This window comes from Pseudomonas sp. PDM16, assembly GCF_014851865.1.
Classification (GTDB): domain Bacteria; phylum Pseudomonadota; class Gammaproteobacteria; order Pseudomonadales; family Pseudomonadaceae; genus Aquipseudomonas.
This window is the reverse complement of record NZ_JACVAM010000008.1, coordinates 39,083-55,377: the sequence shown is the minus strand read 5'-3', so window position 1 is coordinate 55,377 and position 16,295 is coordinate 39,083. Positions and strand designations below refer to the sequence as shown.

Annotated in this window: 12 protein-coding genes and 2 tRNA genes; 2 read left to right on the top strand and 12 right to left on the bottom strand. The window is 61.9% G+C overall.

The features are described from left to right. Window positions 1-7 precede the first annotated feature (7 nt). The gene (locus tag IB234_RS22035; RefSeq protein WP_192321991.1) at window positions 8-3,475 is read left to right on the top strand and encodes a PAS domain-containing hybrid sensor histidine kinase/response regulator; all 3,468 of its coding nucleotides are present in this window, start codon (window positions 8-10) and stop codon (window positions 3,473-3,475) included. 122 nt (window positions 3,476-3,597) lie between these two features. Further along, on the top strand, window positions 3,598-4,296 hold the full coding sequence (locus tag IB234_RS22030; RefSeq protein WP_192321990.1) for a pirin family protein: 699 nt from the start codon (window positions 3,598-3,600) through the stop codon (window positions 4,294-4,296). A 17-nt stretch (window positions 4,297-4,313) separates the two neighbouring features. On the opposite strand, the gene rmuC is transcribed toward IB234_RS22030, so the two are convergent. The 12 genes from rmuC to nusA all read right to left on the bottom strand — a co-directional run bounded on the left by rmuC (window position 4,314) and on the right by nusA (window position 16,288). Beyond that, window positions 4,314-5,675 (bottom strand): DNA recombination protein RmuC, encoded by a 1,362-nt coding sequence (gene rmuC / locus IB234_RS22025; RefSeq protein WP_192322124.1) that lies wholly within the window; start codon window positions 5,673-5,675, stop codon window positions 4,314-4,316. A 177-nt stretch (window positions 5,676-5,852) separates the two neighbouring features. Then, complete coding sequence (locus IB234_RS22020; RefSeq protein ID WP_192321989.1) at window positions 5,853-6,266, bottom strand: tetratricopeptide repeat protein; 414 nt, start codon at window positions 6,264-6,266, stop codon at window positions 5,853-5,855. A gap of 483 nt (window positions 6,267-6,749) precedes the next feature. Continuing rightward, window positions 6,750-6,826, bottom strand: a tRNA-Met gene (locus IB234_RS22015). A gap of 110 nt (window positions 6,827-6,936) precedes the next feature. Beyond that, window positions 6,937-7,013 (bottom strand) — tRNA-Met (locus IB234_RS22010). Between the two features lie 185 nt (window positions 7,014-7,198). Next, window positions 7,199-7,396 (bottom strand): CsbD family protein, encoded by a 198-nt coding sequence (locus IB234_RS22005; RefSeq protein ID WP_192321988.1) that lies wholly within the window; start codon window positions 7,394-7,396, stop codon window positions 7,199-7,201. Window positions 7,397-7,445: 49 nt separating this feature from the next. Continuing rightward, window positions 7,446-7,823, bottom strand: coding sequence for a BON domain-containing protein (locus tag IB234_RS22000; RefSeq protein ID WP_192321987.1), 378 nt, complete (start codon window positions 7,821-7,823; stop codon window positions 7,446-7,448). Window positions 7,824-8,141: 318 nt separating this feature from the next. Then, on the bottom strand, window positions 8,142-10,247 hold the full coding sequence (pnp, locus tag IB234_RS21995; protein ID WP_192321986.1) for a polyribonucleotide nucleotidyltransferase: 2,106 nt from the start codon (window positions 10,245-10,247) through the stop codon (window positions 8,142-8,144). Between the two features lie 216 nt (window positions 10,248-10,463). Further along, window positions 10,464-10,733 (bottom strand): 30S ribosomal protein S15, encoded by a 270-nt coding sequence (gene rpsO / locus IB234_RS21990; RefSeq protein WP_043308798.1) that lies wholly within the window; start codon window positions 10,731-10,733, stop codon window positions 10,464-10,466. A gap of 142 nt (window positions 10,734-10,875) precedes the next feature. Next, window positions 10,876-11,796, bottom strand: coding sequence for a tRNA pseudouridine(55) synthase TruB (gene truB, locus IB234_RS21985; RefSeq protein WP_192321985.1), 921 nt, complete (start codon window positions 11,794-11,796; stop codon window positions 10,876-10,878). Window positions 11,797-11,798: 2 nt separating this feature from the next. Beyond that, a complete protein-coding gene (rbfA, locus tag IB234_RS21980; RefSeq protein WP_192321984.1) occupies window positions 11,799-12,176 on the bottom strand; it encodes a 30S ribosome-binding factor RbfA in 378 nt (125 codons plus the stop codon). Between the two features lie 101 nt (window positions 12,177-12,277). Continuing rightward, entirely contained in the window at window positions 12,278-14,779 is a 2,502-nt protein-coding gene (gene infB, locus IB234_RS21975) for a translation initiation factor IF-2 (protein WP_192321983.1), read from the bottom strand. Window positions 14,780-14,806: 27 nt separating this feature from the next. Continuing rightward, window positions 14,807-16,288, bottom strand: a complete 1,482-nt coding sequence (gene nusA, locus IB234_RS21970) for a transcription termination factor NusA (protein WP_192321982.1) — start codon at window positions 16,286-16,288, stop codon at window positions 14,807-14,809. Window positions 16,289-16,295: the final 7 nt, after the last annotated feature.

Genomic DNA, 16,295 nt, shown 5'->3' with positions numbered 1-16,295 from the left:
AGTTCGCATGTCGCTGTCCGGCGGATTGATCGCCTTCGTCGCCCTGGCCTACATGGCCATCCTGTTCGCCATCGCCTTCTATGGCGACCGCCGCCGCACGCCACTCAAGCCACGCACCCGCGCCTGGGTCTACAGCCTGTCACTGGCCGTGTACTGCACCAGCTGGACCTTCTTCGGTGCGGTCGGCCAGGCCGCCGGCGAGCTGTGGTCGTTCCTGCCGATCTACCTGGGGCCGATCATCGTCCTGCTGTTCGCCCCCTGGGTGGTGGAGAAGATGGTGGCGATCAGCAAGCAGGAGAACATCACCTCCATCGCCGACTTCATCGCCGCACGCTATGGCAAGTCGCAGAGCCTGGCCGTGGTGGTGGCGCTGATCTGCCTGGTCGGGGTGCTGCCCTATATCGCCCTGCAGCTGAAAGGCATCGTGCTGGGCGTCAACCTGCTGATCGGCACCACGCCCAGCCCCACGCGCGGGCAGGACACGGCCCTGATCGTGTCGCTGATTCTCGCCCTGTTCACCGTGCTGTTCGGCACCCGCAGCCTGGACGTCACCGAGCACCACCGCGGCATGGTGCTGGCCATCGCGTTCGAGTCGCTGGTCAAGCTGCTGGCCTTCATGGCGGTCGGCGTGTTCGTTACCTGGGGCCTGTTCGGCGGCTTCGGCGACCTGATCGAGCGCGCCAGCGAGGCACCGGCGCTGGAGGGTTTCTGGTCGCAGACGGTGAGCTGGCCAGCCATGTTGGTGCAGACCGGACTGGCGATGATCGCCATCATCTGCCTGCCACGGCAGTTTCACGTCAGCGTGGTAGAGAACATCGAGCCCGCCGACCTGCGCCAGGCGCGCTGGGTATTCCCCATCTACCTGCTGCTGGCCGCGCTGTTCGTGGTACCCATCGCCCTCGCCGGCCAGTTGATCCTCTCGCCTGGCGTTCAGCCAGATTCCTTCGTGATCAACCTGCCGCTGGCCGAAGCGCATCCCGCGCTGGCCCTGCTGGCCTTCATCGGTGGGGCCTCGGCAGCCACCGGCATGGTGATCGTCGAGGCGGTGGCCCTGTCGACCATGGTCTCCAACGACATGCTGCTGCCCGTCCTGCTGCGCCGCAAGAGCGCCGAGCGGCCGTTCGAGGCCTTCCGCCACTGGATGCTCAGCGCACGCAGGGTAAGCATCGTGGTCATCCTGTTGCTGGCCTATGTCTGCTATCGCCTGCTCGGTACCAACGCCAGCCTGGCCACCATCGGCCAACTGTCGTTCGCTGCCATCGGCCAGTTAGCGCCCGCCATGTTCGGCGCCTTGGTGTGGAAACAGGCCAACCGCCGTGGCGTGTTCGCCGGTCTGTTCGCCGGCTGTACCCTGTGGTTCTACACCCTGGTATTGCCCCTGGTGGCTGGCGGCCTGCGCTGGTCGCTGGATAGCTTCCCGCTGCTGCCGGAACTGCTCTATTACCCGGTCGGTATCGAGATCGACCCACTGACCCGTGGCGTGCTGCTGTCGCTGACCGGCAACTGGCTGCTGTTCGGCGCGGTGTCCTGGTTCTCCCGCACCCGGGTCTCCGAACACTGGCAGGCGGGCCGCTTCATCGGCCTCGACACCGGCAACAAGCCCAGTGCCCGCAACCTGCTGGCGGTACAGGTGGCCGATCTGATGACCCTGGCCGCACGCTTCGTTGGTGAGGAGCGTGCACGGCAGAGCTTCGTGCGCTTCTCCTACCAGCAAGACCGACCATTCAATCCCACCCAGAACGCCGATGCCCAATGGATCGCCCACACCGAGCGCCTGCTGGCCGGCGTACTCGGCGCATCGTCCACACGAGCCGTGGTGCGCGCCGCCATCGAAGGCCGCGAGATGCAGGTCGAAGACGTGGTGCGCATCGTCGACGAGGCCAGCGAGGTACTGCAGTTCAACCGCGCACTGCTGCAAGGCGCGATCGAAAACATTACCCAGGGAATCAGCGTGGTCGATCAGAACCTGCGCCTGGTGGCCTGGAACCATCGCTATCTGGAGCTGTTCAGCTACCCCGATGGCTTGATCGGCGTCGGCCGCCCCATCGCCGACATCATCCGCTACAACGCCGAACGAGGGCTGTGCGGCCCCGGCGACGTGGAAGAACATGTCGCCAAACGGCTGTTCTGGATGCGCCAGGGCAAGGCGCATACCTCCGAGCGGCTGTTCCCCAATGGCCGGGTCATCGAACTGATCGGCAATCCCATGCCCGGTGGCGGCTTCGTCATGAGCTTCACCGACATCACCGCCTTCCGCCAGGCCGAGCAGGCCCTGCTGGATGCCAACGAAGGCCTCGAGCAGCGTGTACTGGAACGTACACGCGAGCTGTCGCAGCTGAACGAGGAACTGGGCAAAGCCAAGGGCACCGCTGAGTCAGCCAACCAGTCGAAGACCCGCTTCCTCGCCGCGGTCAGCCACGACCTGATGCAGCCACTGAACGCCGCAAGGCTGTTCTCCGCCTCCCTCGCCCACCAACAGGAGGCCCTGCCCCAGGAAGCTCAGGAACTGGTGCGCCACCTGGACAGCTCGCTGCGCTCGGCCGAGGACCTGATCACCGACCTTCTGGACATCTCGCGCCTGGAGAGTGGGCGCATCACCCCGGAACGCAACCACTTCCCCCTCGGCCAACTGTTCGACGCCCTCGGAGCCGAGTTCAAGGTGCTGGCCCAGGAGCAAGGTGTGGATTTCCGCCTGGTGCCCTGCCGCCTGCGTATCGACAGCGACCCGAAGCTGTTACGCCGGGTGCTGCAAAACTTCCTCACCAACGCCTTCCGCTATGCCCGCGGCCACGTGCTGCTCGGCGTGCGCCGTGACGGCGAGTTTCTGCGCCTGGAAGTCTGGGACCGTGGCCCCGGCATCCCCGAGGACAAGCGCAAGGTGATCTTCGAGGAGTTCAAGCGACTGGACAGCCACCAGACCCGCGCCGAGAAGGGCCTGGGCCTGGGCCTGGCCATTGCCGATGGCCTGTGCCGCGTGCTCGATCATCGCCTGGAGGTACGCTCCTGGCCGGGCAAAGGCAGCGTGTTCAGCGTGCGCGTGCCGCTGATACGCGGGGCAGCGCCACAGGCCGCCCCTGCCAGCGAGCTTGGCAACCAGGTCATGGGCGGAGCACAAGTGCTGTGCATCGACAACGAGGACAGCATCCTTGCCGGCATGCACAGCCTGCTGTCGCGCTGGGGCTGCCAGGTGTGGACGGCACGCAACCGCCTGGAATGCGAGCACCTGCTCGACGAGGACGTGCGTCCGCAGCTGGCGCTGATCGACTATCACCTGGACGAAGGCGACACCGGTACCGAGCTGATGGCCTGGCTACGCACCCGCCTCGGTCAACCGCTACCCGGCGTGGTGATCAGCGCCGATGGCCGCCCCGAACTGGTAGCCGCCGTGCATGCTGCCGGGCTGGATTACCTGCCAAAGCCGGTGAAGCCTGCAGCACTGCGTGCACTGATCAGCCGCCACCTGCCGCTGGCGTGAACCATTGATTTTATCGATGGCAAGTAGCGGCTTTTTGCGCTTTTTATCAATATTTCTTCGATAGATCATGCGTTCTATCCCCTGCGATGCAATCTGGCATCGCAGGCCACGGAGTCATCACCATGATCGAAGTACGCCCATTCGCCTCTCTCGGCCATGCTCACCATGGCTGGCTGAATGCCCGCCACCACTTCTCCTTCGCCGAGTATCAGGACCCGCAGCGGGTCAACTGGGGCCGGCTGCGTGTGTGGAACGACGATGAGATCGCCGCCGGCAGCGGCTTCCCACCGCACCCCCATCACGACATGGAGATCATCACCTACGTTCGCGAAGGAGCGATCACCCACCGCGACAACCTGGGTAACCAAGGCCGCACCGAAGCTGGCGATGTGCAGGTGATGAGCGCCGGCACCGGCATCTCCCACTCGGAATTCAACCTGGAGGATGTCACCACCAAGATCTTCCAGATCTGGATCATCCCGGACCAGCAAGGCGAAGCACCTTCCTGGGGCGCGAAGCCCTTCCCGCAAGGCGAGCGTTCCGGCCAGTTCGTGGTCCTGGCCAGCGGTCACGACAGCGATGAAGAGGCCCTGCGCATCCGCGCCGACGCCCGCCTGGCTGCCGCCACCCTGGCCGCCGGCCAGAGCGCCGAGTACCCACTGGGTCGTCTGCGCAAAGGCTATCTGGTCGCAGCCAAGGGTCGCATTGAGGTCAACGGCGTGCAGGCACTGGAGCGCGACGGCGTGGCCATCGCGGCGGAAGAAGTGGTGCGGGTCACCGCGTTGGAAGACAGCGAAGTGATTCTGGTCGACGTGGCCTGAGCCGTGAAGCGGGCGAGCTACTCGCCCGCCTCGTCCAGTAACGGCATGCCGGCGGCACGCTCGATGAGGTCCGTCGGCAGGCTCTTGCTCGCGCGGGCGCCGAGCAGCTTGAGGTTCTCGACCCGATTGATCAGGTTGCCACGGCCCTCGCACAACTTGTTGCGGGCGGCGTCGTAAGCCTTGTCCAGCTGCTTGAGGCGGCTGCCCATCTCATCCAGGTCGCCGATAAAGGCGACGAACTTGTCGTATAGCTGGCCGGCACGCTCGGCGATATCGCGGGCATTCTGGCTCTGCCGCTCCTGGCGCCACAGGCTGTCGATCACCCGCAAGGTGGCCAGCAGCGTGGTCGGGCTGACGATCACCACATGCTGCTCGAAGGCCTCCTGGAACAGCCCCGGATCGGCCTGCAATGCGGCAGCGAAGGCGGCTTCGATAGGTACGAACAACAGAACGAAGTCCAGGCTATGCAGGCCTTCCAGCCGCTGGTAGTCCTTCACCGACAGCCCCTTGAGGTGGCTGCGCAGGCTCAGCACATGCTGTTTCAGGGCGTGGGTGCGGACCACTTCGTCCTCGGCGACGATCATCGCCTGGTAAGCCGTCAGGCTGACCTTGGCATCGACGACCACCTGCTTGTCACCCGGCAGCTGGATCAACACGTCCGGCTGGAAGCGCTCGCCGTCAGCCCCCTTGAGGCTGACCTGGGTGTGATACTCGCGACCTTTCTCCAGGCCGGCGTGCTCCAGCACGCGCTCCAGCACCAGCTCGCCCCAGTTGCCCTGGGTCTTCTGGCCTTTGAGCGCGCGGGTCAGGTTGGTTGCCTCGTCGCCCAGGCGCTGGTTGAGCAGTTGCAGGCGCTCCAGCTCCTTGGCCAGGGAGAAGCGCTCGCGCGCCTCGTTCTGATAGCTCTCCTCTACCCGCTTCTCAAACGCCTGGATGCGCTCCTTGAGCGGGTCGAGCAGTTGGCCAAGGCGCTGCTGGCTGGTTTCGGCAAAGCGCTGCTCACGCTCGTCGAAGATCTTGCCGGCCAGCTCGGCGAACTGCGCACGCAGCTCATCGCGGGCGGCCTGCAGATCGGTCAGGCGCTGCTGGTGATGCTCCTGCTGCTCACGCAGCTCGGCGGCCAGGCCGGCGCGCTGGCTTTCCAGCTGGCGCAGTTGGCCTTCCTTGTTATCTCGCTCGCGCGCCCACTCCTGGGCAGCCGCCTGCGCGGTCTCGCGCTCACGGCCAAGCAGCTCGCTCTCACGGCGCAGAGCCGCCAGCTCGGCCTGTTGACGGGCGCCCTCCTGTTGCTGGGTCCGCAGATCGTCATTGACCCCGTCGAGCTGGGCGCTCAGGCCCTCCAGGCCCAGACGCGCCTGGTTCAGCCGCTCTTCCAGCAGCAAACGCTCGGCCGCCTGGGTCGCCAGCCCACGCTGCTGGTGCCAGAGCAGCGCAGCCAGCGGGGCGGCAGCCAGTAGCAGGCCGAGCAACAGATTAGGCAGATCGAGAACGAAGGAAACAGGCACGGGCGGGCTCGCTGGCGGGTGATGAATGCCCCGGCAGTATACCCGCGACGATCAGTGACTGAGGTGTTGCAGCAGGCGCGTAGCCTCGTGGGAACCCTGGGCAGCGGCCAGTTCCAGCCAGTGGCGAGCCTGCTGAGGCTCACGCTGACGCGGCTGGCAATAGGCACGACCAAGCTCGACCTGCGCCCGCACATCACCGGCGCGAGCGGCCTGGCGCAGCAATTCGAGGCCAATGCGACGGTCACGAGCGTTACCACAGTCACGGCACAGCAGTTGGCCCAAGCGACTCTGGGCAGCAACCACACCTTGGCGAGCGGGTTGCTTGAGCAGGCGCCCGGCAAAATGCTTGATGCTGTCGCGGTGCCCGAGGTGGGGACGATCGAGCAGCCAGAAGGCCAGGCGCACCGGCAGGCGATTGGCACTATCGGGCTGGAGCTGGGTAGCGGACAGAACGCGAGACTTCATGTAAGCAACGGCTGGCTTCGGGGCGCGCCACTCTACTCTCTTTTTTTACCCGGTAAAGACTTGTCAAACACGCGAAATCGCGCTCTAGAGCAACTGCTCAGACAATCCACAGAAGCTGTGGATAACTACGTGGACAACTTGGTAGAAACCTTTCTCATCCCCCACTGTCAGCGGCTTCGGCTCAAACTGATGCTTTTTTCACCAACATAAAAATTCCTTATTTTTCAGCTAGTTGAAAAATGATCATGCAGAATCAAGCGGTTACGGCACATTGTGACGGAAGTCTGACAAGCATCTACGCCACTGTGCACAACGCCAGCGCAGAAACCACATGCAGGCATTGATCCTGAGCAATAAAGGATGCAGGCCTACAGGCCACAGGGGGGCCGGCCAACACCGAGGGATGGAGCAAGAAGTGACACGGGGGGATGCCGACAAAACTTCCGGCCAATAAAAAGGCCACTCATTGAGTGGCCTTAAAATTGGTTGCGGGAGCCGGATTTGAACCGACGACCTTCGGGTTATGAGCCCGACGAGCTACCAGACTGCTCCATCCCGCGGCCGCCATTTTACTCATAATCAAAGGCCTGTCAATCGATTTTATTAACTTGATCGAAAAAGCAAATCGAAGGCCCATAAAAAAGGCCACTCGATTGAGTGGCCTTTGAATTGGTTGCGGGAGCCGGATTTGAACCGACGACCTTCGGGTTATGAGCCCGACGAGCTACCAGACTGCTCCATCCCGCGGCCGCCATTCTACTTACCGAGCGCCTCATGTCAACCAATTTCCAACAAAAATTGTTTTTCTGTCAGATGCTTACGAATGATTACCTGCTGTGTCGCTTCACTCAGCAGGACCTTCCGCTTAAAAACACCTTGTGCTCTCCCAAATGAAAAAAGGCCCGTCAGGGCCTTTTTACTGCGGGGCTGACTTACAGCTTACTGCTGAAATCACGCACTTCCTGTTGCGCGCGCTCCTTGGTCCAGCCATAGCGCTCCTGCAGCTTGCCTTCCAGATACTCGCTGTGGCCTTCGACTATATCCATATCGTCGTTGGTCAGGTTACCCCAGCGCTCCTGGATACGGCCGGAAAGCTGCTTCCATTTACCTTTGATGACATCGGAATTCATGACTTACCTCCTAAGGCTGTCGACACCTGGGTCGACAGCCCCGACAGGATTATTCGGTGGATTTCAGGCCATCGGCGGAGACTGCAGTCACGCCCTTGATAGCCTTGGCCTTCTCCACGGCCAGATCGCGCTCGGCATCAGTCGGCACGACGCCAGACAGGGATACGACGCCCTGGTTGGTTTCTACCTTGATATCGAGGCCGCTGATGCTGTCATCAGCCAGGAAGCTGGCTTTCACCTTACTGGTGATCCAGGTATCGGTGACCGCCTCTTCCGCCTCGTCGACGGTCTCGTTAGCGGCCAGCTGCATCGGCTGCATGGAGGCAGGCTGGGTAAGCTCATCGGCAAAGGCTGCATTGCTCAGCGGCAGGCCCATGGCGGCGGCAGTAAGGGCAGCGAGGGTCAACTTGTTGAACGACTTTTTCATGGCGATCTACTCCTGATTGCTTCTGAAGTATTCGCAGCCAACTCCTGGCTGCGCTTGCAGAAGGGATATCGCAAGCGTTGTGCCAGTCTCAAAAATAAAAATAAATACTTATTTTTCAATAAGTTAAAATAAAAAACAGTGAGCCGTTGGCATGCAAAATGCCGAGACAACAAAAATTCGCCGTGCAGATTGCAATGATGGACGCAGCGTAGCCGCACTCCGGTCATTGCCCACGGATACGCGAAAGCCTCCGGCTGGGAAAACCGGGCAAAAAAAGAGGGCCCACAAGGGCCCTCTTTCTATACCGCCAAATGGAGGTTAGACGCCCGATGCCTTGGCAGCGGCAACGTCCTTGATCGACAGCTTGATGCGGCCGCGGTTGTCGACGTCCAGCACCAGCACTTCAACTTCCTGACCTTCTTTCAGTACGTCGGTGACCTTCTCCACACGAGCGTCGCTCAGCATGGAGATGTGCACCAGACCGTCCTTGCCCGGCAGGATGTTGACGAAGGCGCCGAAGTCGACGATACGCTCGACCTTGCCGACGTAGATCTTGCCGATCTCGGCTTCCGCGGTGATACCCAGAACGCGCTGGCGCGCGGCCTCGGCAGCTTCCTTGGTTTCGCCGAAGATCTTGATCGAGCCGTCGTCTTCGATGTCGATCGAGGCCTTGGTCTCTTCGCAGATACCACGGATGGTGGCGCCGCCCTTGCCGATGACGTCGCGGATTTTGTCCTGGTCGATCTTCATCGCGATCATGGTCGGTGCGTTGGCCGACAGCTCGGTGCGCGACTGGGCGATGACCTGGTTCATCTGGCCGAGGATGTTCAGGCGCGCTTCCAGGGCCTGATTCAGGGCGATCTCCATGATCTCTTCGGTGATGCCCTGGATCTTGATGTCCATTTGCAGTGCGGTCACGCCATTGGCGGTACCGGCAACCTTGAAGTCCATGTCGCCCAGGTGGTCTTCGTCACCGAGGATGTCGGTCAGTACGGCGAACTTGTCGCCTTCCTTGACCAGACCCATGGCGATACCGGCAACTGGCGCCTTCATCGGCACACCAGCGTCCATCAGGGCCAGGGAAGCGCCGCAAACGGAAGCCATGGAGGACGAACCGTTGGACTCGGTGATTTCCGAGACGATACGGATGGTGTACGGGAACTCGTCGGCAGCCGGCAGCATGGCGGCTACGCCACGACGGGCCAGGCGACCGTGGCCGATTTCACGGCGACCGGTGGCGCCCATGCGACCACACTCACCAACCGAGTACGGCGGGAAGTTGTAGTGCAGCATGAAGGGGTCTTTCTTCTCGCCTTCCAGGGTGTCAAGCAGCTGCGCGTCACGGGCGGTGCCAAGGGTAGCAACCACCAGGGCCTGGGTTTCGCCACGAGTGAACAGGGCCGAACCGTGGGTCTTGTCGAGCACGCCGACTTCGATGTTCAGGCCACGTACGGTGCGGGTGTCGCGACCGTCGATACGCGGTTTGCCGTTGACGATGTTCTCGCGCACGGTGCGGTATTCGATCAGGCCGAAGGCGTCTTTGACTTCGCCGGAAGACGGCTGGCCTTCTTCACCGGAGAACTTGGCAACGATCTGGTTGCGCAGCTCGTCCAGACGGTTGTAGCGGTCCTGCTTGATGGTGATGGTGTAGGCCTGGGAGATAGCCTCGCCGAACTCGGCCTTGATGGCGCTGAGCAGAGCGGTGTTCTCTGCCGGAGCAGTCCAGTTCCAGCGCGGCTTGCCGGTTTCGGCAGCCAGCTCGCCAACGGCCTTGATCACGGCCTGGAATTCGTCATGGGCGAACAGTACGGCGCCCAGCATCTGGTCTTCGGTCAGCTCTTTGGCTTCGGATTCAACCATCAGCACGGCATCTTTGGTACCAGCCACGACCATATCCAGGCTGGAAGCCTTGAGCTGCTCGTAGGTCGGGTTCAGCAGGTAGCCGGTCTCCGGGTGGAAGGCCACGCGCGCGGCGCCGATCGGGCCATCGAACGGGATGCCGGAGATGGCCAGAGCGGCCGAGGTGCCGATCATCGCGGCGATGTCCGGATCGGTCTTCTTGCTGGTAGAGACCACGGTGCAGATGACCTGCACTTCGTTGAGGAAGCCTTCCGGGAACAGCGGGCGGATCGGACGGTCGATCAGGCGCGAGGTCAGGGTCTCTTTCTCGGAAGGACGCGCTTCACGCTTGAAGAAGCCACCGGGGATCTTGCCGGCAGCGTAGGTTTTTTCCTGATAGTGCACGGACAGCGGGAAGAAGCCCTTGCCCGGATCGGCCTGCTTGGCGCCAACCACGGTGCACAGCACGCTGACATCGTTATCCACGGTAACCAGGACGGCACCGGAGGCCTGACGGGCGATGCGCCCGGTTTCGAGGGTGACGGTCGACTGACCGAACTGGAACTTTTTAATAACCGGAGTCACGGTATTTTCCTTCTCTTTGTTGCCTTGGGGGAAACTGCTGCGACAGGGGCCTGCTGCCCCTGAAACCTGTTCAGAACTCGGCTCGACGGAGCCGGTTTTTGAACGGGTTTCAAATTCCGCTCTGTAGAAAGCCAGAAGCTGGAAGACCGAAGCCACGGGCCGGTATCAACCGACCTGTGACTCCGAGCTTCCAGCTTCTCACTTCAGGTGTACGTCTTAGCGACGCAGACCCAGGCGACCGATGAGGGCGCTGTAACGACTGGTGTCCTTACCCTTCAGGTAGTCCAGCAGCTTGCGGCGCTGGTTAACCATGCGGATCAGACCACGACGGGAGTGGTGATCTTTGCCGTTGGCCTTGAAGTGGTCCTGCAGCTTGTTGATGTTGGCGGTCAGCAGGGCAACCTGCACTTCCGGGGAACCGGTATCGCCTTCAGCTTGCTTGTAGTCGGTTACGATCTGGGCTTTTTCTTCAACGCTCAGTGCCATGATGGGCTCCTTGAGTGAACAGGCCGGGAACCAGTCCCGTGTTTTAAAAAGAGGTATGACCGTGCCTGCTGACAGCCACCCTCGTTCCGGTCCTGCGACCGAATCCGCTGATCCGAACTTGAGTCCGGACTCCTCACCCGCGCTAGGCGCCAGTGTAGATCAGACGTTTTGGCGCAATGCGCCCGTCTTCGCTCACTTCACCAATGCCGATGAAGCGACCATTGTGATCCTGCACCCGAACCATGCCGAACTTCGGCGCTTCTGGGGCACGTACCGGCTGACCATGCAGCCAGTAGTACGAACTGTGCTCGCTGAACTGCAGCAGTGGCCAGTGCTCCAGGCCACTGTCCGACGGAAGCAGGAAGCGATCCAGTGCCTCGTTGCCACCCTCGGCATGCACGCGCTCCAACTCTTCCAGCGTCACCGTCTGCGCAAGGCTGAACGGTCCGGCCTGGGTCCGGCGCAGCTCGGCGACATGAGCGCCGCAGCCCAACTCGCGACCTAGATCCTCAACCAGGGTACGGATATAGGTGCCTTTGCTGCACGCCACGGACAAACGCAGTTGTGCATTCTCCAGGGCCAGCAAATCCAAGCGCGCGATAGTAACAGATCGCGCCTCGCGCTCCACTACTTCGCCAGCACGAGCCAGCTTGTACAGCGGCTGCCCGTCTTTTTTCAGGGCAGAGTACATCGGAGGTATCTGTTTGATTTCACCGCGGAAACGCGGCAGCTGCGCTTCTATAGCGTCCCGACCGACGGTCACCTCGAGGCGCTCGAGCACTTCACCTTCGGCATCACCGGTCGTCGTGGTCACCCCCAACTGTGCCACCGTCTCATAGCCCTTGTCGGCATCCAGCAGGTACTGGGAGAACTTGGTCGCCTCGCCGAAGCACAGCGGCAGCACGCCGGTGGCCAGCGGATCGAGGCTACCGGTATGGCCTGCCTTCTCGGCATTGAGCAGCCAGCGTACCTTCTGCAGGGCCTGGTTGGAGCTCATGCCACGCGGCTTGTCGAGAACCAGGATACCGCTCACATTGCGGCGAATACGTTTTACCTGGGCCACGCTCAATCGTCCTGATGCTTGCTATCTTCGGATACCGCACGCTCGATCAACGCCGACAGGTGCGAACCACGGGAGATGCTCTCGTCATAGTGGAAATGCAGCTGCGGCACACTGCGCAGCTTCATTGCCTTGCCCAGCAGCATGCGCAGGTAGCCGGCTGCATCGTTGAGGACACGCACGTTCTGCGTGATTTTCTCCGAATCATTCTCGCCCATCACGGTGACGAACACCTTGGCGTGGCCGACATCGCGACTGACGTCGACAGCGGTGATGGTGACAAAGCCCAGGCGCGGGTCCTTGACTTCGCGCGGGATCATCTGAGCCAGCTCGCGCTGGATTTGGTCACCGATACGCTGGGTTCGGCTGTACACTTTTGCCATTTATTCCTACCTCGCCCGCCGACACTAGCAGCGGACTTACAAGCGGCAAACGCCCGGCCGCGCTGATGCGGGGCCGGGCGTCCGGTGTTGCGGGCCGTCCCTTACAGGGTGCGAGCCACCTGGACCTTCTCGAAGACTTCGATCTTGTCCCCGACCTTGACGTCGTTGTAGCTCTTCACGCCGATACCGCACTCCATGCCGTTACGCACTTCGGCAACGTCGTCCTTGAAGCGACGCAGGGATTCCAGCTCGCCTTCGAAGATAACCACGTCGTCACGCAGTACGCGGATTGGACGATTGCGATAGACGGTACCCTCGATGACCATACAGCCAGCGATGGCGCCGAACTTCGGCGAACGGAATACGTCACGCACTTCGGCGGTGCCCAGGATATTCTCCCGAACATCGCTGCCAAGCATACCGGTCAGGGCCTTCTTGACGTCTTCGATGATGTCGTAGATCACGTTGTAGTAACGCATGTCCAGGCCTTCCGCCTCGACGATCTTGCGCGCACCGGCATCGGCACGCACGTTGAAGCCGAAAAGCACCGCACTGGAGGCCAGCGCTAGGTTGGCATCGGACTCGGTGATACCACCGACGCCGCCACCGACCACGCGAACTTGCACCTCGTCGTTGCCCAGGCTGCTGAGGGACCCCTGAAGGGCTTCGAGAGAACCACGTACGTCGGCCTTGAGGACGATGTTGAGGGTCTTCTTCTCTTCCTGGCCCATGTTCTCGAAGATGTTTTCCAGCTTGCCGGCGTGAGCACGAGCCAGCTTCACTTCGCGGAACTTGCCTTGGCGGAACAGTGCAACTTCGCGAGCCTTCTTCTCGTCGGCGACCACGGTCATCTCATCGCCGGCATCCGGGGTGCCATCCAGACCGAGGATCTCGACCGGGATCGACGGGCCGGCTTCCTTGATGGGCTTGCCGTTCTCGTCGAGCATCGCACGGACACGACCGTAGTTGACGCCGACCAGAACCATGTCGCCCTGGCGCAGGGTGCCGTCTTGAACCAGCACGGTAGCCACCGGGCCACGGCCCTTGTCCAGGCGCGACTCGACCACTACACCACGACCTGGGGCCGACGGAGTGGCTTTCAGCTCAAGAACTTCGGCCTGCAGCAGCACGGCTTCGAGCAGTTCGTCGACACCGGTACCGGCCTTGGCCGAAACCGGGACGAACGGTGCGTCGCCGCCCCACTCCTCCGGAATCACATCCAGCGCGGCCAGGCCGTTCTTGATGTTGTCCGGGTTGGCTTCCGGCTTATCCATCTTGTTGACCGCAACCACGATAGGCACGCCAGCCGCCTTCGCGTGCTGCACGGCTTCCTGGGTCTGAGGCATGACGCCGTCGTCGGCCGCCACTACCAGAATCACGATGTCAGTGGCCTGAGCACCACGGGCACGCATCTGGGTGAACGCGGCGTGACCGGGGGTATCGAGGAAGGTGACCATGCCGCGGTCGGTTTCCACGTGGTAGGCACCGATGTGCTGGGTGATACCGCCGGCTTCGCCAGCGGCCACCTTGGCGCGACGGATGTAGTCGAGCAGCGAGGTCTTACCGTGATCGACGTGGCCCATGACGGTCACTACCGGCGCGCGATGGAACTCCTCACCTTCGAACTTCAGCGACTCAGCCAACTGCTCTTCGAGAGCGTTCTCGCTGACCAGCTTGACCTTGTGGCCCATTTCCTCAGCGATCAGCTGTGCAGTCTCGCGATCCAGGACCTGGTTGATGGTCACCGGGGAGCCCATCTTGAACATGAATTTGACGACTTCGGCACCCTTGACCGACATCTGGGCGGCCAGATCGGCAACGGTAATGGTCTCGCCGATAGCTACTTCGCGCACAATTGGTCCTGTCGGGCTCTGGAACCCGTGCTGATTACGCTTCTTCGGCTTCATCCGACCGCCACGACCGCGGCGGAAGTCGTCGACTTCCTCGTCGGTGCTGCGCGGAGCGACACGCGGAGCCGGAGCCTTGTCCTTGAGAGTCGGACGATGTTGGGCATGCTTGCGATCACGGCGATCATCATCGTCGCTACGTGCCGGCTTCTCTTTTTCCTTCTCGACGCGACGCGGCTCTTCCTTCTTGCGCTCGGCAACAGCAGGAGCCGCTTCGGCAGCCACAGCTGCGGCCGGAGTCGCTTCCGCAGCAGGAGCCACGGATGCCAGCGCAGCAGCGTCTTGCTGCTTGCGGGCCTCAGCCTCGGCTTGCTTGCGTGCTTCTTCCTCGGCCTTCAGGCGTGCAGCCTCTTCTACAGCCCGCTGCTCTTCCAGCTCGCGCTGCTTCTCGGCTTCGATCTCGTCCGGGCTGCGCTTGACATAGGTCTTCTTTTTGCGCACTTCCACACTGATGGTCTTGCTACCGGCGACCTTCAGGGTGGTGGTGGTCTTGCGCTGCAGGGTGATCTTGCGCGGCTCTTCCAGCTTTTCGCCGTGGCTACCTTTCAGGTGCGCGAGCAGGGCCTGCTTTTCGTTATCAGTTACCACTTGCTCGGCGCTGGTGTGGGGCAAACCTGCCTCACGCATCTGCTGCAGCAGGCGCTCCACTGGTGTATCGACCACTTGGGCCAGTTCTTTCACCGTGACTTGCGTCATGCACTTCTCTCCTCAGGCCGCAACCGCTTACTCGAACCAGTGGGCTCGGGCGGCCATGATCAGCTTGCCGGCACGTTCTTCGTCCATGCCGTCGATGTCGAGCAGGTCGTCAATCGACTGCTCGGCCAGATCTTCGCGGGTAACTACGCCACGCACTGCCAGTTCCTGAGCCAGGCCTTTATCCATGCCGTCCAGCGACAGCAGGTCTTCGGCAGGCTGGGCATCGGCCAGTTTCTCTTCAGTGGCAATGGCTTTGGTCAGCAGACGGTCCTTGGCACGAGCTCGCAGCTCATTGACGATGTCCTCGTCGAACCCATCAATGCTGAGCATCTCTTCCATCGGTACGTAGGCGATCTCTTCCAGGCTGGTGAAGCCCTCTTCGACCAGTACCTGGGCCAGCTCCTCGTCCACATCGAGCTCGTCGACGAAGTTCTGCAGAATGTCGCCGGTCTCGGCCTGCTGCTTGGCCTGAATGTCGGCCTCGGTCATCACGTTCAGGGTCCAACCGGTCAGCTGACTGGCCAAACGGACGTTCTGGCCGCCACGACCAATGGCCTGGGCCAGGTTGTCTTCACCGACCGCGATGTCCATGGCATGGGCGTCTTCGTCGACGATGATCGCCGCCACCTCGGCCGGAGCCATGGCATTGATCACGAACTGGGCGACGTTCTCGTCCCACAGCACGATATCGACGCGCTCACCACCGATCTCACCGGAAACGGCCTGGACGCGCGATCCGCGCATGCCAATGCAGGCACCTTGCGGATCGATACGTTTGTCTTTGGAGCGCACGGCGATCTTGGCGCGCGAGCCCGGGTCACGGGAGGCAGCCATCACCTCGATCAGGCCTTCGGCGATTTCCGGCACCTCGATGGTAAACAGCTCGATCAGCATCTGCGGGGCGGTACGCGACAGGATCAGTTGCGGGCCGCGATTCTCGGTACGGATTTCCTTGAGCAGCGCACGCATACGCGCACCGACACGGAAGGTTTCGCGCGGAATGATGTCTTCACGGGCCAGCAGCGCCTCGGCATTATTGCCAAGGTCGACGATCACGCTGTCGCGGGTGACTTTCTTCACAGTGCCGGAGATGATCTCACCGACGCGCTCGCGGTAGGCATCGACCACCTGGGCGCGCTCGGCCTCACGGACCTTCTGCACAATCACCTGTTTGGCAGTCTGCGCAGCGATACGACCGAACTCGATGGACTCGACCGGCTCTTCGACGAAATCGCCGAGCTTGGCACCAGCCTCACGCTCTTGAGCTTCTTCAACGGTCAGTTGGGCTGCCGGATTTTCCAGATCATCCTCGGCAACCACTTCCCAACGACGGAAGGTCTCGTAGTTGCCGGTTTGGCGATTGATCGCCACGCGCAGCTCGACTTCGTCGTCAAAACGTTTCTTCGTCGCGGTCGCCAGAGCCAGCTCCAGCGCCTCGAAAATCACACCGGCCGGCACACCCTTTTCATTGGATACCGACTCTACAACCAGCAGTACTTCTTTACTCATCGTACGC